This is a genomic window from Pseudomonas sp. LRF_L74 (assembly GCF_965644255.1).
Lineage (GTDB): Bacteria > Pseudomonadota > Gammaproteobacteria > Pseudomonadales > Pseudomonadaceae > Aquipseudomonas.
The window spans coordinates 146,444-169,556 of the sequence record NZ_CBFFRH010000002.1; the positions used below are offsets into that span (position 1 = coordinate 146,444).

17 protein-coding genes are annotated in these 23,113 nt (G+C 62.2%); 6 read left to right on the forward strand and 11 right to left on the reverse strand.

Going from position 1 to position 23,113, the window contains the following annotated elements; all coding sequences use genetic code 11:
* Nucleotides 1–27: 27 nt before the first annotated feature.
* Both ACSZPK_RS05595 and ACSZPK_RS05600 read right to left on the reverse strand, forming a co-directional pair.
* On the reverse strand, nt 28–1,668 hold the full coding sequence (locus tag ACSZPK_RS05595) for a DUF1302 domain-containing protein (RefSeq protein WP_437880996.1): 1,641 nt from the start codon (nt 1,666–1,668) through the stop codon (nt 28–30).
* Nucleotides 1,669–1,928: 260 nt separating this feature from the next.
* Nucleotides 1,929–3,377, reverse strand: a complete 1,449-nt coding sequence (locus ACSZPK_RS05600; protein WP_437880430.1) for an amidase — start codon at nt 3,375–3,377, stop codon at nt 1,929–1,931.
* Nucleotides 3,378–3,701: 324 nt separating this feature from the next.
* On the opposite strand from ACSZPK_RS05600, the gene ACSZPK_RS05605 reads away from it, so the two are divergent.
* Both ACSZPK_RS05605 and ACSZPK_RS05610 read left to right on the forward strand, forming a co-directional pair.
* Nucleotides 3,702–4,937 (forward strand): MFS transporter, encoded by a 1,236-nt coding sequence (locus tag ACSZPK_RS05605; RefSeq protein WP_437880431.1) that lies wholly within the window; start codon nt 3,702–3,704, stop codon nt 4,935–4,937.
* A gap of 165 nt (nt 4,938–5,102) precedes the next feature.
* Nucleotides 5,103–6,236, forward strand: coding sequence for an aromatic ring-hydroxylating oxygenase subunit alpha (locus ACSZPK_RS05610; RefSeq protein WP_437880432.1), 1,134 nt, complete (start codon nt 5,103–5,105; stop codon nt 6,234–6,236).
* A gap of 88 nt (nt 6,237–6,324) precedes the next feature.
* Here the strand turns inward: ACSZPK_RS05610 and ACSZPK_RS05615 are convergent, their stop codons facing one another.
* The 5 genes from ACSZPK_RS05615 to ACSZPK_RS05635 all read right to left on the reverse strand — a co-directional run bounded on the left by ACSZPK_RS05615 (nt 6,325) and on the right by ACSZPK_RS05635 (nt 13,637).
* Nucleotides 6,325–7,779: an FAD-dependent oxidoreductase gene (locus ACSZPK_RS05615; RefSeq protein ID WP_437880433.1), complete on the reverse strand. Its 1,455-nt coding sequence runs from the start codon at nt 7,777–7,779 to the stop codon at nt 6,325–6,327.
* Between the two features lie 371 nt (nt 7,780–8,150).
* A complete protein-coding gene (locus ACSZPK_RS05620) occupies nt 8,151–8,903 on the reverse strand; it encodes an IclR family transcriptional regulator (protein WP_437880434.1) in 753 nt (250 codons plus the stop codon).
* Nucleotides 8,904–9,121: 218 nt separating this feature from the next.
* Nucleotides 9,122–10,465 (reverse strand): MFS transporter, encoded by a 1,344-nt coding sequence (locus ACSZPK_RS05625; protein ID WP_437880435.1) that lies wholly within the window; start codon nt 10,463–10,465, stop codon nt 9,122–9,124.
* 69 nt (nt 10,466–10,534) lie between these two features.
* The gene (locus ACSZPK_RS05630; RefSeq protein WP_437880436.1) at nt 10,535–12,124 is read right to left on the reverse strand and encodes a GMC family oxidoreductase; all 1,590 of its coding nucleotides are present in this window, start codon (nt 12,122–12,124) and stop codon (nt 10,535–10,537) included.
* An 82-nt stretch (nt 12,125–12,206) separates the two neighbouring features.
* Nucleotides 12,207–13,637: an NAD-dependent succinate-semialdehyde dehydrogenase gene (locus tag ACSZPK_RS05635; RefSeq protein WP_437880437.1), complete on the reverse strand. Its 1,431-nt coding sequence runs from the start codon at nt 13,635–13,637 to the stop codon at nt 12,207–12,209.
* Nucleotides 13,638–13,877: 240 nt separating this feature from the next.
* On the opposite strand from ACSZPK_RS05635, the gene ACSZPK_RS05640 reads away from it, so the two are divergent.
* The 4 genes from ACSZPK_RS05640 to ACSZPK_RS05655 are packed head-to-tail and all read left to right on the forward strand — an operon-like array spanning nt 13,878 to nt 17,062.
* A complete protein-coding gene (locus tag ACSZPK_RS05640; RefSeq protein WP_437880438.1) occupies nt 13,878–14,276 on the forward strand; it encodes an AraC family ligand binding domain-containing protein in 399 nt (132 codons plus the stop codon).
* Between the two features lie 5 nt (nt 14,277–14,281).
* Complete coding sequence (locus tag ACSZPK_RS05645) at nt 14,282–15,037, forward strand: HpcH/HpaI aldolase family protein (RefSeq protein WP_437880439.1); 756 nt, start codon at nt 14,282–14,284, stop codon at nt 15,035–15,037.
* 37 nt (nt 15,038–15,074) lie between these two features.
* A complete protein-coding gene (locus ACSZPK_RS05650; protein WP_437880440.1) occupies nt 15,075–16,007 on the forward strand; it encodes a DUF6282 family protein in 933 nt (310 codons plus the stop codon).
* A gap of 8 nt (nt 16,008–16,015) precedes the next feature.
* Nucleotides 16,016–17,062, forward strand: a complete 1,047-nt coding sequence (locus ACSZPK_RS05655; protein WP_437880441.1) for a dihydroorotate dehydrogenase — start codon at nt 16,016–16,018, stop codon at nt 17,060–17,062.
* A gap of 409 nt (nt 17,063–17,471) precedes the next feature.
* On the opposite strand, the gene ACSZPK_RS05660 is transcribed toward ACSZPK_RS05655, so the two are convergent.
* From ACSZPK_RS05660 to ACSZPK_RS05675, 4 genes are all read right to left on the reverse strand, one after another.
* Entirely contained in the window at nt 17,472–18,692 is a 1,221-nt protein-coding gene (locus tag ACSZPK_RS05660; RefSeq protein ID WP_437880442.1) for an OprD family porin, read from the reverse strand.
* Between the two features lie 102 nt (nt 18,693–18,794).
* On the reverse strand, nt 18,795–20,414 hold the full coding sequence (locus ACSZPK_RS05665) for an amidase (protein WP_437880443.1): 1,620 nt from the start codon (nt 20,412–20,414) through the stop codon (nt 18,795–18,797).
* Nucleotides 20,415–20,524: 110 nt separating this feature from the next.
* Nucleotides 20,525–21,655 carry a class II histone deacetylase gene (locus tag ACSZPK_RS05670; RefSeq protein ID WP_437880444.1) on the reverse strand — a complete coding sequence of 377 codons (1,131 nt, stop codon included), beginning with the start codon at nt 21,653–21,655 and terminating at the stop codon, nt 20,525–20,527.
* A gap of 41 nt (nt 21,656–21,696) precedes the next feature.
* Nucleotides 21,697–23,028, reverse strand: coding sequence for an MFS transporter (locus ACSZPK_RS05675; protein ID WP_437880445.1), 1,332 nt, complete (start codon nt 23,026–23,028; stop codon nt 21,697–21,699).
* Nucleotides 23,029–23,113: the final 85 nt, after the last annotated feature.

Consider the following 23,113-nt stretch of genomic DNA (forward strand, 5'->3'; position numbering starts at 1 on the left):
TTGCTTCCTCTTGAGGGACGTCGAACGTCAGAAGTTGTAGGAGAGATAGGCGCCGACAAAATCCCTGTCGCCGATGGGCTGATCGAATCGGGAGTCGCCGCCCCAGTAACGGGCGTAGTTGACGCCGAACATCCAGGTCAGCGGGTTCTGCGAGAAGGTCAGCATGAAGTTGGCTGACTGGGCGTCCTTCATGTAGTTGGCCATGAAGCTTGGGGTGCGCCCCTGCAAGGCTCTGGAGTAGAAAATCTCCGGCGTCACCTGCCAGCCAGGAATGATGCTGCCGTCATAGGTGACGCTGAAGTCCAGGCTGATACCGGACGAGGTCTTGGTTCCTTCCGATTTCGGCGCGGCGCTGGCATCCGTCTCGTTGCCCCAGCTCCAGAACCCGGGAGCGGTCAGGTCCGATCCATAGGCCTTTTTAAGGTCGGGATAATGGATGACCGCAATTTCAGAAATCAGGTTACCGGTGTCCGCGCCGATCAGATCGAGGAAGCCCCGCGCGTTGGCGGGTGTCAGGCTCAACGTGCCGCTCATGCTCCACTGCCAGCGTTTTTCTTCGGTCCAGCACTGTCCACCGTGATCGGCGCAGCCTGAGGCCGAGTTGAGCGATACGGCATCCTTGGGCCGATAGGAGAGTTCGCTGCCGACCGCCCAGTCGCCTACGTTGGTATTGACGCTCACGCCGTAGAGCATGCGGTCTTCCAGATAGACCCAGCCCGCTTCCGAGTAAGTGCCATTGCGCTGCACATCCAGGCTAAGGTTCGGTGTCTTGTCGTGATAGCGCATGACGTAGACGCCGAAGCTGGCAGGAATGCTTTCCGGCTCGAAGCGCAGGGAAAGACCCCATTGCCCGCTGGACCTGGCGTTCTTGGTGACCAGTCCATAGCCGTTGTCGCCGGTGCCCAGGCCGTTGCCGACCGACCAGTAGCTGCCGGTCGGGGGGAAGTAGCTCTTGTTGTAGCCCTGTTGCACGTAGGCTTCCACGTTGAGGCCCGAGCCCAGCCCGGTGGCGAAGCTGACGATCGGTGCGGGCAGCAGCGCCTCCTTGATCTGCGTGCCCGGTTGCGAAAGGCGCATCAGGTCGACGGCGTTGGTCTGGTTGAGGCCGCCAAGGGCGAATACGGTTTCGCCCCAGTTGATCACTTGGTTGCCGACGCGCAGGCGAGCCTGTTGATCGCCGATGGAAAAGCGCTTGCTGACCCACAGGTCCATCAACCGATATTTGAAGCGCAGGTCTTCCCGCGAGTCGGCGGGCAGCCCCTCTTTGATCGTGCCTGGTGATGAGCCGGTCAGCGTCTGGTTGGACGCCCAGCCCGTGGTGTCGGTGGCGGCGAAGTCATAGAGCCAGTTGACCCGCGCCATGAAGGTGTACTCCTCGGGAAACTTGAGCAACAGCTCATGGGTGCCCTTGATGTACTGGGTGAACAGATCATGCTTGGCGTAATTGAGATCGCCCTGGTCGCCCATGACATTCGGGTTGGCACGTCCAGCGGGGCCTCCCACGTTGCCACGGTTGATCAGGTCCGGGTCGGGGCTCTCGGTGCGCATGCCGAGGCCGGTGGTCAGGGTGGTGTTTATTTCACCGTCGAAGTAGTCGGTGCCGAAGGTGACTGCTTGCGCGTGGGCAGGCAGTCCGCCGAGGGCCAGAACACTGATCGCATAGGCCAATTTATAGTCTTTCAATGCAGAATCTCCACAGTGAAGGCAGGTCGGAGCAAGGGCGAAGCAACCTGCTGTATTTTTTGTTTTAAGGCAGGTCGATTGTGGGCTTGTCGATCAATGTTGCCGTCACCTCAAAGAGGGACATGAAAGCGCTTTTTTCTGATTTTTTATGATGACTTTGCCGACGTTGTCTGCATTTTTGCGCGCGAATGGCATCCCGCCTCCTGCTCGGGAGGCGCTGGTTCCAGGGGGCGGTTAAAGAGGCGTTAGCGGTATCGGGAAATATGCTGGGGCGCCACGCGTTGCGCCCATGGCTGGGCAGTTTCCAACTGGGCAGCCAACTGCAATAGAAGTGGCTCCGCGCCCATCCTGGCGAGGAAGTGCGAGCCGATTGGCAAGCCGCTAACGCTCCAGTGCAGGGGCACAGACATGGCAGGGATTCCGGCGATGTTGGCGGTGGACAGGAACGGGCAATGGCTGCACATGGCGATGAACCAGTCGTAGAAGTTCGGCGCTGGAATCTTGCCGATCTTGCCGATTTCGAAGGGCTCCATGGCGCCGGTCGGTGTCAGCATCACGTCGTAGCACTGGAAGAACGCTCCGTAGGCACGTGAGGCAATGTTCATCTGCTCCAAAGCCCACACCAGCTTGCTGGCGCTGACCTGCCCGGCATCGCGATAGGCGGCGAGAACGTGAGGTTCCAGGTGCTCCTCATCGACCGCGTTGCCGGTGATTTCGGAAAACAGTTCGATGCCGCTGCGCAAGTTGCTCGACCAGATGATGGCAAATGCCTTGAGCAGGGTTTCATGGTCGAAGGAGAACCGTGCCTCTTCCACGTGATGACCCAAGGTCTCGCAGAGTAGGCCCGTATCACGAAGCGTATCGACGATTTCACGCTGCACGGTGGTTGGCGGAAACACCGGGTCAAGGTTGATACCGATACGCAGCGGCTTGAGCGGCTGTCGTAGGGCCTCGAGATAGGAGCCTTCGAGGCGAGGTGTATGGCACCAGGACCCTATGTCCGGTCCGGCCGTGTGGTCGAGCATTGCCGCGCTATCACGTACGCTGCGTGAAACGATGTGCTCTGCCGCGAGGCCGTTCAGAGCCAGGGCCGTGTCGGGTCCGACCGGGTTGAGATTACGGCTGGGCTTCAGGCCGAACAGCCCGCAGCAGGATGCCGGCCAGCGGATCGACCCGCCGGCGTCGTTGGCATGGGCGATCGGCACCATGCCCGCAGCCACTGCGGCGGCGGCGCCACCCGATGAGCCGCCGGCGCTGCGCTCAAGGTTCCAGGGGTTGCGGGTTGGCCCGTGCAGCAAGGGTTCGGTGGTGCAACTGGAGCCCATTTCGGGCACGTTGGTGCGGCCCAGGATAGTCACGCCCGCCTGGCGGAAGCGGTTGACCAATTCCGATGCCTGAGGCGGCGACTTGAGGCCACGGGTCAAACGGCTGCCGAGTTCGAAGGTGACGTCGGCATCATGCGAGCCGATGTCTTTGAGCAGGAAGGGAACGCCGTCGAAATGGCCACTTGGTGTGGTTCGTTCGGCGGACGCGATGGCGCCCGGATAGGTCTCGATGACCGCATTGACGTATGGATTCATGGTCTCGATCGCGCCGAGGGCGAGCGTGGCCAGTTCCTGGCGACTGACTTCTCCACGGCTTACCAGTTCGGCCAGGCCGAGGCCGTCGTAGCTGGCGTATTCAGACGCGTTCATGGTTGCAGATCCTTGGTTGACAGAAGAAGGTCCATGGCGAGCTCCAACGAGATGCGTGGCACCCTGTGCAATGACCCATTGCCGGCGACCTTAACAAGCACGCGCCGGGCCAGCCCTACCCGCAGAAGGTTACTGTCGGCGTGCCGCAGAAAATAGCGGTCACCCTCAAGGGGTATCGGTTGCCAAGGTCCATGCTCCTAAGATCCAAAGGGTGCCAAGGTGCCTGCTGCATGGCTGCGCCGCGGCAGGTGGAGGTTCAATAAATCACGGGCTGGAGACGCGACGTCGACCGGTTCCAATGACCAAGAGTACGAGGGGCAAGCGATGGGCGATGCGCAAACGAAAAAGGGAGGCGCAGGCATCCTGATTGCCGCGTGCATGTTGTTGTTCGCCGCATCCGACATCGGCTCGTGGATGGCTCCGGAGACTGTCAGCCAGTTCATGAGCTATCCAGGGTTCGACGAAGAGCGTGCGGGTCTGTTGTTGACGATCGAGCTGTCGGCGACCTTCCTGGTGATTCTGCTTTGCTCCCAGTTCGCGGGGCGCTTTCCCTATCGCGCGATTGCGCTTCTGGGCATCCTGCTGGCCGTCGGTGGCCAATACCTGAGTCACTACCATCCGCAGTTCTGGTTGATGGTGGTGATTCGCTGCGCGGTCGGTACGGGAATCGGCCTGACCTCTGCCGTGGCGGTGATGGCGCTGTCGACGGTACATAACGCAGAAAAGCATTTCCCCAAGCTGTATGTGTTCGATATGTGTTCCGGCGCGTTGTTTCTCTCGGTGCTCGTCTATATGAAGAGCATCGCCACGGCACTGGGAGCCAGCCATTTCTTCATCATTCCCGGCACGCTGCTTCTGATCGTCGGTGCGCTCGCCTTGCTGGGATTGCCGTCCAGTGCCAAGACCACTCCGGTCCAGCATTCCAATACCGAGAATCTGCCGCGTGTGCTTGGCTTCACCAATCGCTCGGCATTCCTGTTGGTGCTGGGCGCCTACGCCTTGTGTTGCGGCAGTGCCATTTCCTACACCTTCTCGCATTTCATCGGTGAGCAGGCGAAGTTGGGACCGGATCAAGTCAATTCGATACTCGGATTGAGTACCTTCGTGGCGATTCCCAGTGGGTTGCTGTGCGTCTATCTGGCCGGGCGTGGTAACCAGTTTCTCATCGTGGCGCTGGCCATCGCCGTGCACAGTACGGGCAACATCCTGATGACGCACTTTGGTCACTACGGCATGTTCACGCCTGGCATGGTGTTCAGCCTGGCAGCGATCTACTTCTGCATGCCATTCATGCAGGGGCTGGGGGTCGAATACGATCCCCGTGGTGGCTGTTCGGCGGCGGTATTGAGTGCGTTTCCCGCCTCCTTCGCGATTGCGGGGAGCCTGGGGGGCTACCTGTTCGCCCGCTATTCGGTGGAAACCATTGGCTGGATCATCGTCAGTGCCGACATGCTTGGCGGGCTGATGATCCTGTTCGCGATCATCCTGTTCAAGTCTTCCAAATCTGGAGCTAAACCTGCGCTTGCCCCTGAAGAAGAGGGATATCGCAAATTCAGTTGAGCGGACAAAGGCAAGGACAACAACCCTGGTCAGTGACCAGGGTTTTTTATTTCTGGACAGCGAATGCCGGTCACTTTCCAGGGGTAGGGACAGGACATTGAAAAAAGCCTCTTATTAGGTTTTGGCACACTTTTGTGCCAATAGTCCCAAGAGAGGTTAGCCAAGATGAGTGAAGTCATGACGACGGGGGTATTTGCCAGCGATGCCGGTCCCTCCATCCCCACCAACCTGAGCCGTGACGATTATTGTTCGGCCGATATATATGCCAAGGAGCTGGAGAAGGTCTTCTATCGGCAGTGGCTTGCAGTCGGGCATATCAGCCTGGTGCCTGCGGCAGGCGATTACTACGTCAAGCAGGTCGGCCCGGAGAGCATGATCATCGCCAAGGACAAGGAGGGGCGCATCCGTGCTTATTTCAACGTCTGCCGGCACCGTGGCTATCGGATGCTGGATGATCATGCCCAGGGTTGTACCGATGGCTTCGTGTGCCCCTACCATCATTGGACCTATGACCTGAACGGCAAGCTGCGCACGGTCCCCGGGACGCGAGATGGACAGGATTTTCCGTTTGCCGAATTCCCGTTGCATGAGGCCCATTGCACGGTCAAGCATGGCTTCATCTTCGTGTGGTTGGGCAAGGACGTGCCACCGACGCTCGATGAGGCATTGGCGCACTGGGACAACGATGCCCTGATCCGCAAGTTTGAGCCCGAGAAGCTGAAGCTGGCGCATCGCGAGATCTACACCATCGACGCCAACTGGAAAGCCATGATGGAGAACGATCTGGAGTGCTACCACTGCTCCCATGGCGGTCACGTTTCGCTGGCCATTGCCTGCAATTTCCAGGGCTTCTACGCGGATAAACAGACGGGCCAGCATTTCCCGCTACGCGAGGGCATGGTGACGTTTTCCATGGACGGCCAGCGAGTCTGCAAGAAGCCGCTGGGCAAGGCGGTGGATGGCGATAGCGCCGGGTTCCTGCTCTGGCCCTTCTTCTGTGGGCCGGTGTTCTTCGTCGACCATGCGGTGTCGCTGGAGCTCACGCCGATGGGCGTCGACAAGTGCCAGTTCATTTGTGAGTGGTACGTGGAGGAAACGGCGGTGGAGAGCGTGGACTACGACGTGGAAAAACTCATCCAAGTGTTCCATATCACCAACGTCGAGGACCAGGCCTTTGGCGAACGTAACTATCGCGGCATTCAGTCATCGCGCTTCGTGCCCGGCGCCCTCCATCCGCGTCGCGAAGACGGCATCATCGCGGCGTATGACCTCTATCGCGGAATGATGGCGGCCGATTGATCATTCGCGGGGCGTACAAGGTGCACGCCCTGCGAAGCCCATGGCCGTGCCTTTAATGCCGGCCATAGGACGTGGGTTGAAGGTGTCGTCAGGGGCGGAAGATGATCGGCGAACCGTCGCTGAAGCGCGCATGACGGTAGAGCGACAAGTCTATTTGCGGCTGATTGCCCATCACCAGGTCGGCCAGGGCTTCACCGGCTGCTGGCGCCATGGTCAGGCCGAAATAGAAGCCGGTTCCCAGGTACAGGCCGGGCAGGGTGTCGACCGACGAGATGATCGGCATGTTATCCAGGGTGCTGGTCAATACGCCTGCCCATTGTTCGATTACTGCCGCCTGACCGATTTCTGGAAGGTTGCGGGCAATGGCATCGTGAGCCTGCTGCAGCATCTGTGGGTGGGTCTCCGGGACCATGATGCGATTGCTCTCGAAGGGGGAAGGGCGGTCCAGCGGCCAGCGCCGAGGAATACGCCACTCGGCCATGAAGGTCGAGAGGTTGAAAACCGGCTTCAACTGATCGGCCATATGCTCATAGGCGGGTTGGAGCCTGGGCAGGTTGCGCAGCACGCTTGGGGTGACCGGCGTGGCCGCCACGGGGCGGCAGATGTCATAGCCACCGTCGAGGTTGCGACGTATGACATAGTTGCCATCGGTGGAGACAATCCCGGTCTCCGGACCGGGTGAAGCGGCCAGCCTGGCGACACTGGAAAATGCCATGAACTGCGGCACATCCAATCCCAGGCTGCGTGCCATGTGCGGCGACCACGCACCGCCCGCGAGGACCACCGCCTGGCAGGCGATACGTCCTCGTTCGGTTACCACCGCGCTGGCACGGCCGGCGCTGGTTTCGACACCGCGCACGGCACAGTCCTGCAGGATGACCGCGCCCTTGTTCCGCGCCGCCTGAGCAGCGAGAGGGGCGAACAGGCGTGGCTCGGCGATGGCATCGGTTGGTTCATGCAACGCGCCGAGCAGATTGTCCCAGCGGCCTGGGGCCAGTTTCAGTGCCTCTGCGGGGCTGAGGACGCGGGCGGATACGCCGGGTACGTCTTGCATGGCAGCGGCCCACATCCTCGCGCCTTCGAGTACCTCTTCATTCTGGATGAATGCGGCGACGCCAGACTGGCGATAACCACAGTCGTTTTCCAGGCGAGTATTCATGCCCTGCCATTGCTGTTTGGCACGGATGATCAGTTCGGCCTTGGCCGGGTCCATGAACAGGCTATCGATATAGCCCAGCGACCGCCCCGAGGCTTCGCCGGCGATCACGCCTTTTTCGCATAGGCAGACGCTGACGCCACGCTCTGCCAGGTTGAGCGCCGTCATCACGCCGATGTTACCGCCGCCGATGACCACCACGTCGGCCTTGTCCGGAACCTGTAGATCGCTCTCCACGGCCAGTGCACGTGACACGCCAGGGACGAGTCTGCCACCGGTGCCCCAGGTCAGCGCCTTGAAACTCGACAGCCCGAAGCCCAATGCACTGGCGACGCTCTGCAATCGGGTAGGTGGATAGTGGCTTGGGTGTTCAGTGGTTTGAGTCATCGGACGATTCTCGAAGTTGAAAGGGCGCGCAGGGTTGCGGCGTGATCTTCGGACACGGCGATACCGCATCGTTTTTAAGCGCAATCGTGCTCTGCAAGGGGACGCCTCGCCATACCCCTGGAACATGACCCTAGGTGCTTCGTCCGGGCGCCGAGCCAGGGTCTGGCTGTCTTCGCGCATGTCGCTGATATTCGAGTTGATCTCGCCGATCACCGCGCTCTGCTGCTACCGCGATTTGCTGATTTATGGTGTTGATCAGTTCGGATGGGCGAGCAGCGCAGTACCCCGCGAGGGTGACCTAGGCGGGGTATGGCTTGGTTCGGTCCGGAACCGCTGACTGGGAGCTGGAGCCTAGGTTCACAAGCGCATCGTCAGTCGTTCGCTTTGCGCTGATAGGTCGTCGCGTTCAGGCGCTCGCTGATTTCCGCTGCGGCTGTGCGGATTTCCTTGAGCATGGCCAAAGGCGGCGGGCTGGGTATGGAAGCGCTGGGGCCAACGATGCCGATGGTGCCGACGATGACGTCGTTCTCGCGGAACAGCGGGCAGCAGAGGGCGTTGATCCCTGGGGTCAGCTCGCTGTCGGCGTCGTCGTAAAGGCGCTGGCGGATCAGTTCGAGACGCGCGGCGAGCTCTTCCGGCGTGCTCACGGTGGTGTCGGTCAGGCGTGGCATCTTGCGGCGCATCACCCGTTGCTGGCTGGCCTGGTCGCTGAAGGCCAGCACCGTGCGGCCTTGGGCGGAGCAGTACGGCAGTACGCGGTTGCCCGGTTTGACCGAGATGCAGACGTTGGCATTCGATTCGACGCACGACACCACCAGCGCCGAGTCGTGGGTGGCCACGGCGAGCAGGGCGGTCTGCCCGGTGTTGTCACGGATGCGGGTCAGGTACGGATCGGCCAGCGCGCGCAGGTCGAACTGCTCGCTGGCCGCATCACCGTAGGACACCAGCTTGGCGCCCAGGCGGTATTTCTCGGTGCTGGGGTCCTGTTCGACGATGCCGAGCTGGCGCATCGACGCCAGGTGGCGGTACGTCCGAGGTTTGGCTGCGTTGAGCAGCAGGGCCAGCTCGGTGACGCCGAGGGGGCGCCTGGCGGCCGTCATTTCGTCGAGCAGTTTGAATGCCATTTCAACCGATTCCAGCAGGGCCGGCCCCGTGGAGCTGCTCGCCTGATCTTTCTCCGTGTCTTTCATCGCTTGTCCGTTCTGGAGTTCTGGTTTCAGCGATTCTACTGTTTGTATCGCTCAATGAAATAGAATTTCTACTCGTTGCCGGGTTATGTGTCACGAACAATACGTCCAATGAAAAAGGCCCCGAATGATCGGGGCCTTCTAGGGGCTGTGGATCAAGCGTTACGGGGTGATTGCACCAGGTAGTCTTTGTTGCCCTTGCGCAATTGCGGTACGGCGAGCATCGAGAAAGCGCCCATCAGGGTCATCCCGGCCAGTACGTAGAGGCCATATTCCAGGTGCCCGGTGCTTTCCTTGATCCAGCCGATCATGAATGGGCTGGCGTAGCCGCCCATGTTGCCAATGGTGGCGATCAGGGCGATCCCGGCGGCCGCCGCGGTGCCGGTCAACAGCACGCCAGGCAGCGCCCACAGCACGCAGAAGCCGGCCAGCCCCCCTGACATCGCCACGCTCAGGCCGATCAGCGACAGGTAGGCGTTGTCGTGAAAGAACGCGCTGAACATCAGCCCGCAGGCCGAGGCCACGCAGCACAGCGTGCCGTGCCAGCGACGCTCCTGGGTGCGGTCCGAGCGCTTGCTGATGTAGACCATCACCACCGAGGCGACGGCGAAGGGGATGGCGGCAATCAGGCCGGTGTGGAACAGGCTCTGCACGCCGAGGTTCTTGACGATCTGCGGCATCCAGAACGACACGCCGTAGGTGCCGCAGAGCAAGGCGAAGTTGGTCAGGATCAGGCACCAGATGCCCTTGTTGACGAAGGCTGCGCGAAACTTGTGGCTGGCGCCGTTGTGCTCGCTCTTGCGGCGCTGTTCTTCGAGCTGGCGGACCACCCGTTCGTTTTCTTCCGTGGTCAGCCACTTCGCCTTGCCCGGGCCGTTATCCAGGTAGAAGAACACCACGATGCCGAGGATCGTCGCGGGCAGCCCTTCGATCAGGAACAGCCACTGCCAGCCGGCCAGGCCCCAGTGCCCGGCGAAGGTCTGCATGATCCAGCCGGACAGCGGGCTGCCCAGCACGCCGGCCATGGCGATGCCCAGGTTGAAGTAGGCCATGCCCTGGGAGCGCGCATGCTCCGGGAACCAGTAGGTCATGTACAGCACCATGCCGGGGTAGAAGCCGGCTTCGGCGACGCCGAGCAGAAAACGCATGACATAGAACTGGGTTGGCGTGGTGACGAACATCATGCTCGCCGACAGCAGGCCCCAGACCACCATGATGCGGGCGATCCAAAACCGTGCGCCGATACGCTGCAGCATGACGTTGCTGGGGATCTCGCACAGGCAGTAGCCAATGAAGAACACCCCGGCGCCGAAGCCGAAGGCCATGTCGCTGAGGCCGATGTCCGCCGACATCTGCAGCTTGGCGAAGCCGACGTTGACGCGGTCGAGGAAGGCGATGACGTAGAGCACGAAGAGGAAGGGCAGGATGCGTAGCGCGATCTTGTTGTAGACGTGCCAATCCTGGTCGTTCTGAAAGGACCCGCGTGACAGTAATTTCATGGTGGTTCTCTTGTAGTTATTTTGCTCATGAAAACGAGGGCACGACAGGCGTGCCCGGTGCAGCGGACATCAGGCTCGCTTGGCCTCCAGGATAAAGTCGGCGCAACGCTCGCCGATCATGATGCTGGGGGCGTTGGTGTTGCCACTGACGATGGTCGGCATGATCGAGGCGTCGGCGACGCGCAACCCCTGGATGCCACGCACGCGCAGGTCGGGAGTGACGACCGCCAGCTCGTCGGTGCCCATCTTGCAGGTGCCGGCCGGGTGGTAGACGGTCTTGGCGACCTTGCGCACGTACTGTTCGTAATCCTTCTCGGAAATGTCGTCGTTGTCCGGGAGCAGCAACATGCCCGAGACCAGCTTGGCCAGGGACGGGGCCCGGAGGATCTTCCTGGCCAGCTTGACGCCGGCCACCATGGTCTTCAGGTCCTGGGGATCACTCAGGTAGTTGGCATTGAGCAAGGCATCGGCGAATGGATCGGCGCTGCGCAGTTGCACGCTGCCACGGGATTTCGGCCGCAGCGCGCAGGGGTTGATGGAGATGCCGTGGCCCGCCGGAGGCAGGCGATCCACGTCGCCCACCAGGCTCGGCACCACGTGGTATTGCACGTCTGGCCGGCCACTGCCCTGGGTGTCGACGAAGGCGCCGCTTTCCACCACGTTGGAGGTCAGCAGGCCTTTGCGCTGGGCGAGGTATTGCAGGCCGTGGGTGATGGCGCGCAAACCCTTGTCGTGGCCGAGCAGGCTCACCGGCTCGCGGGTCTGGGCGTACACCGAAGCGCTCAGGTGATCCTGGAAGTTCTGACCTACGCCGGGCAAGTCGTGGCGTACGTCGACGCCGACCTGGCGCAGGTGTTCGGCCGGACCGATCCCCGAAAGCATGAGAATCCTGGGCGAAGCGACTGCGCCGGCGCTGAGGATCACTTCGCTCTCGCAGTGGAAGCGCAGCAGGGCATTACCGACCCGTGCCTCGACACCGACCACCGCCGAGCCTTCGTACAGCAGGCGGGTGACGTGCACATTGGTCAGTAGCGTCAGCAGCGGATTGTGGCGTACCGAGCGCAGGTAGGTAGCCGCCGAGCTGGCGCGGCGGCCGTCGTGCGTGGTGGTCTGGTAGAAACCGGCGCCTGTCTGGTCGGCGCCGTTGAAGTCGTCACTGGGCGGCACGCCGGCTTCGACCGCGGCCTTGACGAAGGCACTGCTCAGGAGATGGTGGTGGCGGGCGTCGCTGACTTTCAGCGGACCTTCCTGGCCGTGCAGGGTGCCGCCGAGGCGGGCGTTGCCCTCGGAACGTCGAAACACTGGCAGCACGTCTTCCCAGCCCCAGCCTTCGCAGCCCAGCGACTTCCATTCCTCGTAGTCCTGGTGCTGGCCGCGGATGTAGATCATCGCGTTGACCGAGCTGCCGCCACCCAAGGTGCGGCCTTGAGGGATGTAGACCTGGCGCCCGTTGAGGTGAGGTTCGGCCTCGGTCTTGTACATCCAGGTCCGTTCGCTGCCGTGGACGCGGATGAACGTCGCCGGGATATGAATGTAGGGGTGGTTGTCCGCAGGCCCCGCTTCGAGCAGGAGCACACGCTTGCCAGCCTCGACCAGGCGCGCCACCAGGGCGCAGCCAGCCGAACCGCCACCCACGACGATGTAGTCATGATTGTGCATCGGGTATCACCGTTGTTTTTGTTGTTGGCAGTCGTCATCACTGCGGCGACGGGTGTCGTGGCACCCGCCGCCGCATTTGCGCTCAGCCGACCTGGCTGACGAACTTGGTGGTGAAGTAGGCGTCGAGTCCTTCGCTGCCGCCTTCGCTGCCGTAGCCGCTGTCTTTCACGCCGCCGAACGGTGTTTCCGGTGCGGCGAGACCGAAGTGGTTGATCGAGACCATGCCGCTTTCCAGTTCATCGGCCAGCAGCGTGGCATTGGCGATGGAACGGGTGAAGGCGAAGGCCGCGAGGCCGAAGGGCAGGGCATTGGCCTTGGCGATGACTTCGTCGAGGGTGTCGAAGGCGACGATCGAGGCGATCGGGCCGAAGGGCTCCTCGGACATGATCCGTGCGTTGTCCGGTACGTGAGTCAGTACGGTCGGCGGGAAGAAGAAGCCGCCCTGACTGTCGGTGCTGCCGCCCAGTGCCGAACGGGCGCCGACGGCGAGAGCATCGTCGACGTATTCGTGCATGGCCTTGACCCGGCGGCCGTTGGCCAGCGGCCCCATCTGCGTGCTGGCATCATCCCCGTGGCCGACCTTGAGTGCTTGGCTGGCCTTGACGAAGGCGGCAACGAATTCGTCGTGGGCACCCCGTTGCACGTAGAAGCGGGTCGGCGAAGCGCAGATTTGCCCGGCATTGCGGAACTTCAGGCTGGCGCCCAAGGTTGCAACTGCCTGCACATCGACATCGTCACAGACGATGAAGGGCGCGTGGCCGCCCAGCTCCAGGGTGCAGCGCTTGAGGTATTGGCCGGCCAGGGCGCCCAGAGTGCGGCCCACCGGCACCGAACCGGTGAACGACACCTTGCGGATGACCGGCGAGGCGATCAGGTATTCGGAGATTTCCGCCGGTACGCCGAACACCAGGTTGAGCACGCCTTTCGGCAGTCCGGCATCTTCAAAGGCGCGGCACAGCTCGATGCACGATGAAGGGGTTTCTTCCGGGCCTTTGGCGATGATCGAGCAGCCTGCCGCCAGCGCGCCGGCGATCTTGCGCACCAGTTGGCTGACCGGGAAGTTCCAGGGACTGAAGGCCGCGACCGGGCCGATGGGCTCGCGCAGAACGATCTGCCGCGCACCACGCACACGTGGCGGGATGACGCGGCCATAGGCACGACGGCCTTCTTCGGCGTACCACTCGATATGGTCGCCGACACCGTTGGCCTCCATGCGCGCCTCGGCGAGCGGCTTGCCTTGTTCCTGAGTGATCAGCACGGCGATTTCTTCGGCGCGCTCGCGCAGCAGCGCGGCGGCTTTGCGCAGAACCTGGGAGCGCTCGTAGGCCGAGACCTTGCGCCAGGTATCGAAGCCGCGTGCGGCGGCTGCCAGGGCACGATCCAGATCCGAGCGATCGGCGAAGCCGAGTTGAGCGATCTGCTCGCCGGTCGCCGGGTTGTAGACCGCGCCACGCTGCGCGTTCGAACCGGCCGACCACTGGCCGTCGATCAGGATGGATTCAATCACTCGCATCGTCTGCCCTCACTTATCTAGTTTGTTTTTCTCAGAGAAATTTAATTCCTCAGATAGATACAATGCTAGGGGCCGTTTTTTCCTTGTGTCAAGGCTTTCCTTTTTTCTCTGGACGGATTGACGAGGGCATTAATGTCAGGCTAGTTTTGTGTCGTTGTTGGAAATAAAGTTCTTTTGAGAGAAATAAAAATAAGCCGTTTCGCCTCCCCTGACGAAACGCCAAGAGATGAGGAAACTGCGATGTTGGCGCAAGCACTGCTGCATAACTGGAATGACCTGCCCCGTGAGACTGTTCGCCGCGGCGTGGAACGCGTGGGGTTTCGCGGGGATGACACGATCTGTGTGATGAACTGGCTGACACCGGGTATGGATGTGTTTCCCCACAGCCACACCTTCGAACAATTGGTGATCATCGTTCAGGGGCGAGTGCGCTTTCATTTGGGCGACGAAGTAGTAGAGGGTGGTCCAGGCACCATGCTGCGCATTCCTCCGCACGTCGTGCATTACGCCGAGCCGGTTGGCGACGAAGTGGTGATGAACCTCGATGTGTTCTCGCCGCTGCGCGGTGACTACCAGCATCTGGTCGAGTATCAGGCGGCGGAGTTCGCCGAGCCGGCGGCCGCCAGCGCCCAAGGGTGAACAGCATGACGTTTCGTGAACGACTGCTAGCCGCTCAGCCGCTGTTCAGCAGCTTCATCAAGACGCCGGCGCATCAGGTGATCGAAATCGCGGGCGCGCTGGGCATGGATGCCGTGGTACTGGATGCCGAGCATGCCGCGTTCGGTGACGTACTGCTCGACGCCAGTCTACTGGCCTGCCGGGCGGCGGCGGTGCCAGGGCTGGTACGCGTGCGTGACAGTCAGCCATCGACCGTATTGCAGGCACTCGATCTGGGCGCCGCCGGTTTGGTGCTGCCTCATGTATGCAATGCCGAACAGGCGACCGAACTGGTCGCGATGACGCGCTATCGCGGCGGCCAGCGGGGTTTCTCCAATTCGCCGCGTGCGGGTGAGTACGGCGGCTTGCCACTGAAACAGCATATCGACCTGCATGACCGCCAGACCGCGGTGATTTGCCAGATCGAAGACGCGGCGGCGCTCGACAACCTCGAAGCGATCGCTGCCGTTGAGGGCGTCGATTGCCTGTTCGTCGGGCGCGCCGACCTCAGCGTCTCCCTGGGCACCTTCGATATCGAGCATGCCGACGTGGAGCGGGTGGTATTACGCACCCTCAACGTGGCACGGGCTGCCGGCAAGGCTGCCGGGCTGTTCATCAGCGATGCCGCCAGCGCCGTGCGTTACGCCAGTGCAGGCGCCAGCTTCTTCATCGTCGGCTCCGACCAGGCCGCGCTACGCGCCAACTGGAGCCAGCAGATCGCGACCTTTCGTGCGGGCCAGTGAGCCCGCCGTTCTATCGACAACAATAAGGAACCGAATCATGACCACCCACGCAGCTGTAAAAATCGACGAACAACGTGATGCCCGTATCGATGCCCTGGTGCGTGGCGCCATCGACCTGCATTGCCACAGCGGCCCCTCGGTGATGCCGCGTTACTGCGATCACGTCGAAGCCATGCAGGAAGCCTCGGCCGCCGGTCTGAAGGCCGTACTGCTGAAGGACCACTACTATTCCTGCACGCCGGTGACCGAGCTGCTGAACAAGCATTTCTCCGAACTCAAGGTGCACATGCTTTCGGGCGTGCCGCTGAACAATTCGGTGGGTGGCCTCAATGTGCATGCCGTGGAACACGGCCTGAAACTCGGCGCCAAGCTGGTGTGGATGCCGACGTTCTCCTCGGCCAACCACATCGCTCACCACCATCAGGACGTGAAGTTCGTCGAGAAATTCCCCCAGACCACCCAGCGCATGCTGCAACCCATCCCGCTGACCGTGCTCGACGATGATGGCAAGCTGAAGGAAGAGGTCAAGGCCATTCTCGACCTGATCGCCGCCGAGGATGTGGTGCTGTCCGCCGGCCACCTGAACATCCGCGAAGTCTGGCCGCTGTTCGAGGAAGCGCGTGCGCGCGGCGTCAAGCGCCTGTTGGTGAATCACCCGACCTACGTGGTCGACGCCAGCCTCGATGACATGCGCCAGTTGGCCAAGGAAGGCGTGTACATGGAGCATTCTATGTGCATGTGGGTGCCGGGCTCGAAGTTCAAGTTCTACGATCCCGAGTTCCTCCAGGCGGTGATCGAGGCGGGCACCGTGGACCTGACTATCCTCGGCTCTGACCTTGGCCAGCAGGGCAATCCGTCTATCGTCGACGGTTTCCGCCATGTCATCTCGACCGTGCTCGACCTCGGTTACAGCGATGAAGACGTGCGCAAGATGACCTCGCACAACGCCGCGCACCTGATGGGCCTGTGAGAACGACCATGAGCCGTCTGACCACGCCCGTCGCGGCGTTGACCCTGAAGAACCCGGTGATCTGCGGTGCCGGGGAGCACACCATGACCGCGCGCGCCATCGAGGCCGCGTTGGCCACGGGGGCCGCCGCCGTGGTGGCCAAGTCGACCAACGAGTCGCTGGCCGCCAAGCAGCAACTGGACAAGACCGACTACGCCTTGCTCGACGCGGCCTGGAATCGCCTGCCCTGGGATTTCGAACCGCCCGCCGATGCCATTCTCATGGGCCGGTCGGGGTTGCTGCAGCGCGATTTCGAGCCCTGGCTGGACGAGTTGGTGAGGTTGGATCGCAGCGCCGCACAACAGGACGCCTATGTGATTCCCAGCCTGATTCTCAGTGACCTCGACCAGTGCGTGGCCTATGCGCAACAAATCGAGCAGGCCGGTTTGCGTGTGCTGGAAGTGAACATCGGCGCGCCCCATGGCGAGGAGGCGGCGAAAGGTGCTATCCGCCTGGAGCGTGGCGCCGAGCGTATCGAAATGATCACCCGCCGTTTGCGCGAAGCCACTTCGTTGCCGTTGTGGATCAAGCTCACCGGGCAGAGCGAGGACGTCGTCGCGCTGGCCGAGGCGACCCAGCGCGGCGGTGCCGACAGTGTGGTGATGATGGGGCGCTTCATGGGCTTCTTGCCTGATCTTGAGACCGGCGCGCCGCTGCTCGGCACCTCAGCGGCCATCGGTGGCGGCTGGGCGCTGCCGCTGACGGCGCGCTGGCTGATGATGACGCGTAGGCGCCTGGGTCGTGACTTCCCGCTGATCGCGACCAATGGCGCGCGCAACGGTCTGGATGTCGCCCGCTTCCTGCTGGCGGGCGCCAGCGCAACGGAAATGACCTCGGCGGTGTTCACCGGCGGTTATGCCGTACTGGAGCGTGCCATCGAGGAGCTGGACGCTTATGTCGCACGGCGTGGCGTGAGTGTCTGCGAGTTGCTGGGGCAGGCGGCTGACCAGGTGCAGACCTATCAGGAGCAGGCCAGTCGTCCTGGTCATTGGGAGCGGTTCGCACCGTTGTCGTGACCGTCTCCGGTTTGCCGGGAAGGCGAACCAGGCGGCAGAAACAAAAAGGCCGGACAGTTGGGAAAGGGCAGGTTGCCTTTCTCCGCTTTCCGGCCTTTTTGTTCATGCCGCTTGGGTAAGTACTGATCGTTCCCACGCTCTGCGTGGGAATGCCGTGTGTGGTGCTCCGCGCCACGTACTGCGGTGTGCCAGGACGCGGAGCGTCCTGAGAGGAGTTCCCACGCGGAGCGTGGGAACGATCAATTACCGCTCTTGCACGGTGTGTTTAACCGTCATTCCCGCGAAGGCGGGAACCCAGAAACGCTTTTTTATTTGGGTTCCCGCCTTCGCGGGAACGACGGAGTAACGAACGCCCTCTTTTGCCTCTAATCAGCCATTCGAACGAGCTCGCGAGATCGTGAACCGCTCCTTAGAAAACGCTGAACGGGTACTCGGTGATCAACCTGACTTCGTTGAAGTTCAGGCCACGGTCAGGGCTGCGGAAGCTGGCTTGGCGCATGCGGAAGGACAGGTTCTTGGCCGCGCCTGACTGGACCACGTACTTGACGTCGATGTCGCGTTCCCAGGCCTTGCCGTCGTGGGTCTGTGCCGTGTGGAAGTCGGTGCCCTTGAGGTAGCGGGCCATGAAGGTCAGGCCAGGCACGCCGAGGGCGGCGAAGTCGAAGTCGTAGCGTGCCTGCCAGGAGCGCTCGTTCTCGTAGTTGAAGTCCGAATACTGCACCGAGTTGGCCAGGAACACCGTGCTGTTGCCGTCCACGCCATAGGTGTAGTTGCCGTCGCCGCTGACGCGTTGGTAAGCGACCATGAAGGTGTGCGGGCCTGCAGCGAGGGAGGCGGCGAGACTCCAGATCCGGTTGTCCAGGTCGCCACCCCGTTCCTGTCCCTGGCTGCTGGTGTCGTAACCGTTGAAGTCGAACTTGGCGCTGTAGCCTTCTGCCAGTGGCAGCACGGCGGTGGCGCCGACGTAGTACTTGCGCCAGTAGTCCTCGACATCCGAGTGGTAGGCGCGGGCGCTGAATTGATCGTTGAAGGTGTATTCACCGCCGATCAGGTCCAGCGAGGTCAGGCTGCCGCTGTCATGCTCACTCTGGTCACGGCTGCGCATGGCGGTGAAGTGGCCTGCGTTCAGGGTCAGGCCTTCCAGTTCTTTGCTGGTTATCAGCAAGCCCTGAGTGGTCTCCGGCAACAGGCGGTTATCGCTGATCGCCAGCACTGGCAGGTTGACCAGTTGCTCGCCGAACTTCAGCTGGGTTTTGGAAAAGCGTGCCTTTACCGCCACGCCACCTTTCGAATAGCTGCTCTTGGCTCCGTCGCTGTCTTCTTCGAGCAGCAGTGTGCCGCCGCCTTTACGGCCATTGCCGGTGTCGAGCTTGATGCCGAGCAGGCCGATGGCATCGACGCCGACGCCAATGGTGCCCGGCGTGAAGCCTGATTCGAAGATACCGATGAAGCCTTGCGCCCAGGCTTCGGAGTAGTTCTGCGAGGTGCGGTCATCGAGGAAGTTGCGGTTCATGTAGAAGTTTCGCGCCTTGATCGAGAGGTGCGAATCCTCGATGAAGCCTCCGCCGTCAGCCAGCGCATTGAAGGAGAGGGTACAGGTCGCCAATGCCAAGATTTTTTTTGATTTCATTGTTGATTTTCCAGGCGTGTGGGTAGGAGCGCACCTTTCTCCACGCAAGAAAGGCACGTTGGTTTTTATGCAGGGAAGGGCGGCGCTCAGCGCCGCATGACGTCAGCTATCCGGGCGCCTCGAAGCGACCCAGTCGTTGGCCTGTTCGTAGGCGTGGGCCAGCTTGAGTAGGCCGAAGTCGTCGCGTGGCTTACCGATCAGTTGCATGCCCATGGGCAAGCCGCGCGGGTTGAAACCCACCGGTACGCTGATGATTGGCGAGCCCGAGAGGGTCCAGGGGTAGCAGGTCTCCATCCAGCGGTGATAGGTGTCCATCGGCCGCCCGGCGATCTGCTTCGGCCAGTGCTCGGAGACATCGAAGGGGAACACCTGCGCGGTCGGTACGGCCAGGTAGTCGTAGGTGTCGAACAGCGTGACGAGGGTCTTGTACCAGGCACTGCGAGTCGTACTGGCAGCGAAATAGTCAGCCGCCGACAGTGTCTGCGAACCCTCGATTTCCCAGATGGCCTCGGGCTTCAGCAGTTTTCTCTTCTGCGGATCTTTGTAATGTTTCATCAGGCCGTTGCCGATACCGAAATGGCGGTGGACCAGCCAGGTCTGCCAGAGCGATTCGGCTGAGAAGGGCGGCTTCAGAGCCTCGACTTCGACGCCCAGCGCGGGGAAGGTTTTCAAGGCTGTCTCGCAGAGTTCGAGAATGCCCGGCTCCATGGCCAGGTAACCGTCCCAGTCACCCAGCCAGCCAATTTTCTTGCCTTTGCCCAGGCCTGCCAGCGAGCGATGGACATTGCCTGGCGTGAGGGCGGACAAGGTTGCCGAGGTTGGCAGTGACAGGGCATCGGACAGGTCCTCGCCGGCCTGGGTCGCCAGCAGCAGGGCCAGGTCCGTCACGGTGCGCGCCATCGGCCCGCTGTAGCCCAGTTGGGAGATGAACACTTCATCGGCCGGGCTGCGCGGTACGCGGCCTTGCGAGGGACGCATGCCGTAGACGTTGCAGAAGGCGGCGGGGTTGCGCAACGAGCCGCCAAAGTCGCTGCCGTCGGCTACCGGTAACAGGCGCAGCGCCAACGCCGCTGCCGCGCCGCCACTGCTGCCGCCGCTGGTCTTGCTCGGGTCGTAGGGGTTGCCGGTGGCGCCGTAGACCTCGTTGTAGGTCTGCGAGCCGAGGCCGAATTCTGGCGTGTTGGTCTTGCCGATCATCAATGCACCGGCAGCCCGCGCCCGGGCGACGTGGATCGAATCCACCTTCGGCTGGTTGTCGCGCAGCAGCGGCGAGCCGAAGGTGGTGACGATGTCCTTGGTCAGGGCCAGGTCTTTCGGCGCCTGCGGAATACCATGCAGCCAGCCCATGGAGCGACCGGCCTTGAGCTGCTTGTCGCAAGCATCCGCCTGGGTCAGCAGAACGCTGCGCTCGCGCAGGGCGACAATGGCATTGACCCGTGGATTGAGGCGCTCGATGCGTTCCAGATAGGCGCTCATGACCTCGCGACAGGAAACCTGGCGGGCATGAATCGCCAGGCTCAGACTGGCTGCGCTCCAATCGGTGATGGCGCCGTGCGGTTTGCTGCTGGGCCGAGCTGTCGGGGCCTGCTCGGTTGCCCAGGTCGATACGGGAATCGCCCCCGCAAGTAGTCCGCCGAGCATGCCTTTGACGATGCTGCGACGATCCACGGGCGATTGTTCGAGGCGAGACAGAGCCTCCGATGATTTTTCGGTGATGGACATTGCGCTTCCTGTAAATGGCAGTTTGAGGGCTGACTGGAATCTTGTTGTATGTCTTGTTCGCTCGGTTGAGCGATGGCCTAAACCTTTTTACGTGGGCGGGTGTGTGGGTATCAGCCGGAGAGCCAGCCGATGCGCTTGCGCAAGTCACTCGTGGTGGTGTCGACGACTGCCTGCTGGAAGGCAACGGTGTGGGCGTCCGGTTGCTGGGCCTGGAGCATTTCCAGCATCGGGTCGAGCACCTCGGTGGTCAGGCCGCTCAGGGCTTCGATGGTCGCCAGGCCGCAGAACGGTACGTAGGCTTCGGCGTAACCGCCTTCATGGGCCAGTACCAGGCGTCCCTGGCAGAGGCGTTCGGCAGCCTCGCGCAACATGCGCGTCATCTGCCGATAACTGTCGCTGTGCAGCAGCATGCGCCCGAGCGGGTCGACCCCACTGGCATCGAAACCACAGGCGACCATGATCAACTCCGGCTCGAAGCGTTCCAGGGCCGGTAGCACGAGCTGTTGCATGGCGTGCATGTAAGTTTCGTGACCGCTGCCGGGGGGCAGGGCGAGATTGAGGTTGTAGCCATATCCTGCACCGCTGCCGATATCGTCTTCGCCGGTGTAGCCACGTGGGTAGGCACGTTGCTGATGAATGGAAATGCTCAACACGTCGCTGCGCTCGTAGAAGATCGATTGCGTGCCATTGCCGTGGTGCACGTCCCAGTCGATGACGGCGACGCGTTGCAGGCCCAGATGCGCACGGGCTTCTTCGATGGCGATGGCAATGTTGTTGAGATAACAGAAGCCCATGGCCTGATCGGGCAGGCAGTGGTGACCGGGAGGACGGCTCAACACATAGGCATTGCTGCAATGTCCTTGCAGAACCTGCCTGACGGCGTTGCACACCAGGCCTGCGGAAACGCGCGCGATTTCGTAGGTGGACGGCCCGACCGGGGCACCCGGGTCGAGCAGGCCGCCGCCCGCTTCGCACAGCTGGCGAAAACGATGCAGGTATTGAGGGGTGTGGACCCTGAGCATCTGTTCGAGGCTGACCGGCTCACCTCCCTGGTGGTCCAGTGATCGGCCCAGGCCGGAGACCTCGACGAGGTTCTTCAGGCGTCGCTTGGACTCCGGCGACTCGGCATGGGCGGAGCCTGACGGCGGCTCGACCCAGCCACCCACCGGCAGGGTCAGGGCGAACAGCCCACCACTGTGCCAGAAGCACTGTTCGTCATGAAAGAAGGCGGTCTTGCGCATGGTGTCTCCTTGTGTGGAGTGGGTGCGTGCGGCGGGGTTGATCACGCGGGCACCCCCGAGGCATGCAGCGTCTGTGGGCGTGGACGGATGCTGAGCATGACCAGAGCGGCGATGAAGGTCAGCGCGGCGAGCAGGTACAAACCGTATTCCAGGTGTCCGCTGCTCTGCTTGACCCAGCCCATCATGAACGGACTGAGGTAGCCGCCCAGGTTGCCGACCGTGGTCATCAAGGCGATGCCGGCGGCGGTGGCACTGCCGGTCAGCAGGGTTCCCGGTATCGCCCACAACACGTTGAAGGCCGACAGGCTACCAGCCATGGCCAGGCACAGGCTGAGCAGGCAGAGGATCGGATGAGCGGGCAGGGCGGCACTCAGGGCCAGGCCTATGCAGGCGGCGAGAATCGACAGCGAGGCATGCCAGCGCCGCTCGCGGGTACGGTCCGAGTGCTTGCCGACGATCAGCATGCACACCGAGGCGACGGCGAAAGGCAGGGCCGAGATCAGGCCGGTCTGCAGCAACGATTGCTCGCCCAGGCTACGGATGATCTGTGGCAGCCAGAACGACACGCCATAGGTGCCGCAGAGCAGGGCGAAATTGACGAACACCAGTTTCCAGATACCGCGATGGACGAAGGCGCTGCGGAAGGTGTGGGTCGCGCCTGCCTGCTCATGGGTCTTGCGCTGGCGCTCCAGGTCGGCAACCACCTTGGCGTTCTGTTCACCAGTGAGCCAGCGCACTTTGCCCGGCCGGTCATCCAGGTAAAAGAACACCACGATGCCGAGAAGCACCGCCGGCAAGCCTTCGAGCAGGAACATCCACTGCCAGCCCGCGAGGCCTGCCGCGCCAGCGAAGGTCTGCATGATCCAGCCGGACAACGGCCCACCCAGCACACCGGCCACGCCCACGCCGAGGCTCAGGCAGACCAGGCCCTGGGACTGTGCGTAGGACGGCAGCCAATAGGTCAGGTAGAGGACGACGCCCGGATAGAAACCGGCTTCGGCAACGCCGAGCAGAAAGCGCAGGACGTAGAACGACAGCGGGCTGTCGACGAACATCATCGAGGCTGAGATCAGCCCCCAGAGCACCATGATGCGGGCGATCCAGATCCGCGCGCCGACGCGCTGCAGCATCATGTTGCTGGGAATTTCGAACAGGCAGTAGCCGATGAAGAACACGCCGGCACCGAAGCCGAAGGCCATGTCGCTCAAGCCGATGTCCGTGGCCATCTGCAGCTTGGCGAAACCGACGTTGACGCGGTCGATGAAGGCCACCACATAGAGCACGAAGAGCAGCGGCAGGATGCGCCAGGCGATGCGGTTGTAGAGCGTGCAATCCTGGTCGTTGAAGAATGTAGCGCGGGAGATGAGGTTCATTGTGGCTCTCTGTATGTGGCCGCCAGCAGTCAGGCAGGTGGCACGTTGTTATTGGCAGTGAGCAGCAAGAAGTAGATACGGCTTC

What these genes read in the sequence shown, in the direction of transcription:
- ACSZPK_RS05600 (WP_437880430.1), bottom strand. Translation starts at nt 3,377, where the DNA reads ATGAACGCGTCTGAATACGCCAGCTACGACGGCCTCGGCCTGGCCGAA.
- ACSZPK_RS05605 (WP_437880431.1), top strand. Translation starts at nt 3,702, where the DNA reads ATGGGCGATGCGCAAACGAAAAAGGGAGGCGCAGGCATCCTGATTGCC.
- ACSZPK_RS05610 (WP_437880432.1), top strand. Translation starts at nt 5,103, where the DNA reads ATGAGTGAAGTCATGACGACGGGGGTATTTGCCAGCGATGCCGGTCCC.
- ACSZPK_RS05615 (WP_437880433.1), bottom strand. Translation starts at nt 7,779, where the DNA reads ATGACTCAAACCACTGAACACCCAAGCCACTATCCACCTACCCGATTG.
- ACSZPK_RS05620 (WP_437880434.1), bottom strand. Translation starts at nt 8,903, where the DNA reads ATGGCATTCAAACTGCTCGACGAAATGACGGCCGCCAGGCGCCCCCTC.
- ACSZPK_RS05625 (WP_437880435.1), bottom strand. Translation starts at nt 10,465, where the DNA reads ATGAAATTACTGTCACGCGGGTCCTTTCAGAACGACCAGGATTGGCAC.
- ACSZPK_RS05630 (WP_437880436.1), bottom strand. Translation starts at nt 12,124, where the DNA reads ATGCACAATCATGACTACATCGTCGTGGGTGGCGGTTCGGCTGGCTGC.
- ACSZPK_RS05635 (WP_437880437.1), bottom strand. Translation starts at nt 13,637, where the DNA reads ATGCGAGTGATTGAATCCATCCTGATCGACGGCCAGTGGTCGGCCGGT.
- ACSZPK_RS05640 (WP_437880438.1), top strand. Translation starts at nt 13,878, where the DNA reads ATGTTGGCGCAAGCACTGCTGCATAACTGGAATGACCTGCCCCGTGAG.
- ACSZPK_RS05645 (WP_437880439.1), top strand. Translation starts at nt 14,282, where the DNA reads ATGACGTTTCGTGAACGACTGCTAGCCGCTCAGCCGCTGTTCAGCAGC.
- ACSZPK_RS05650 (WP_437880440.1), top strand. Translation starts at nt 15,075, where the DNA reads ATGACCACCCACGCAGCTGTAAAAATCGACGAACAACGTGATGCCCGT.
- ACSZPK_RS05655 (WP_437880441.1), top strand. Translation starts at nt 16,016, where the DNA reads ATGAGCCGTCTGACCACGCCCGTCGCGGCGTTGACCCTGAAGAACCCG.
- ACSZPK_RS05660 (WP_437880442.1), bottom strand. Translation starts at nt 18,692, where the DNA reads ATGAAATCAAAAAAAATCTTGGCATTGGCGACCTGTACCCTCTCCTTC.
- ACSZPK_RS05665 (WP_437880443.1), bottom strand. Translation starts at nt 20,414, where the DNA reads ATGTCCATCACCGAAAAATCATCGGAGGCTCTGTCTCGCCTCGAACAA.
- ACSZPK_RS05670 (WP_437880444.1), bottom strand. Translation starts at nt 21,655, where the DNA reads ATGCGCAAGACCGCCTTCTTTCATGACGAACAGTGCTTCTGGCACAGT.
- ACSZPK_RS05675 (WP_437880445.1), bottom strand. Translation starts at nt 23,028, where the DNA reads ATGAACCTCATCTCCCGCGCTACATTCTTCAACGACCAGGATTGCACG.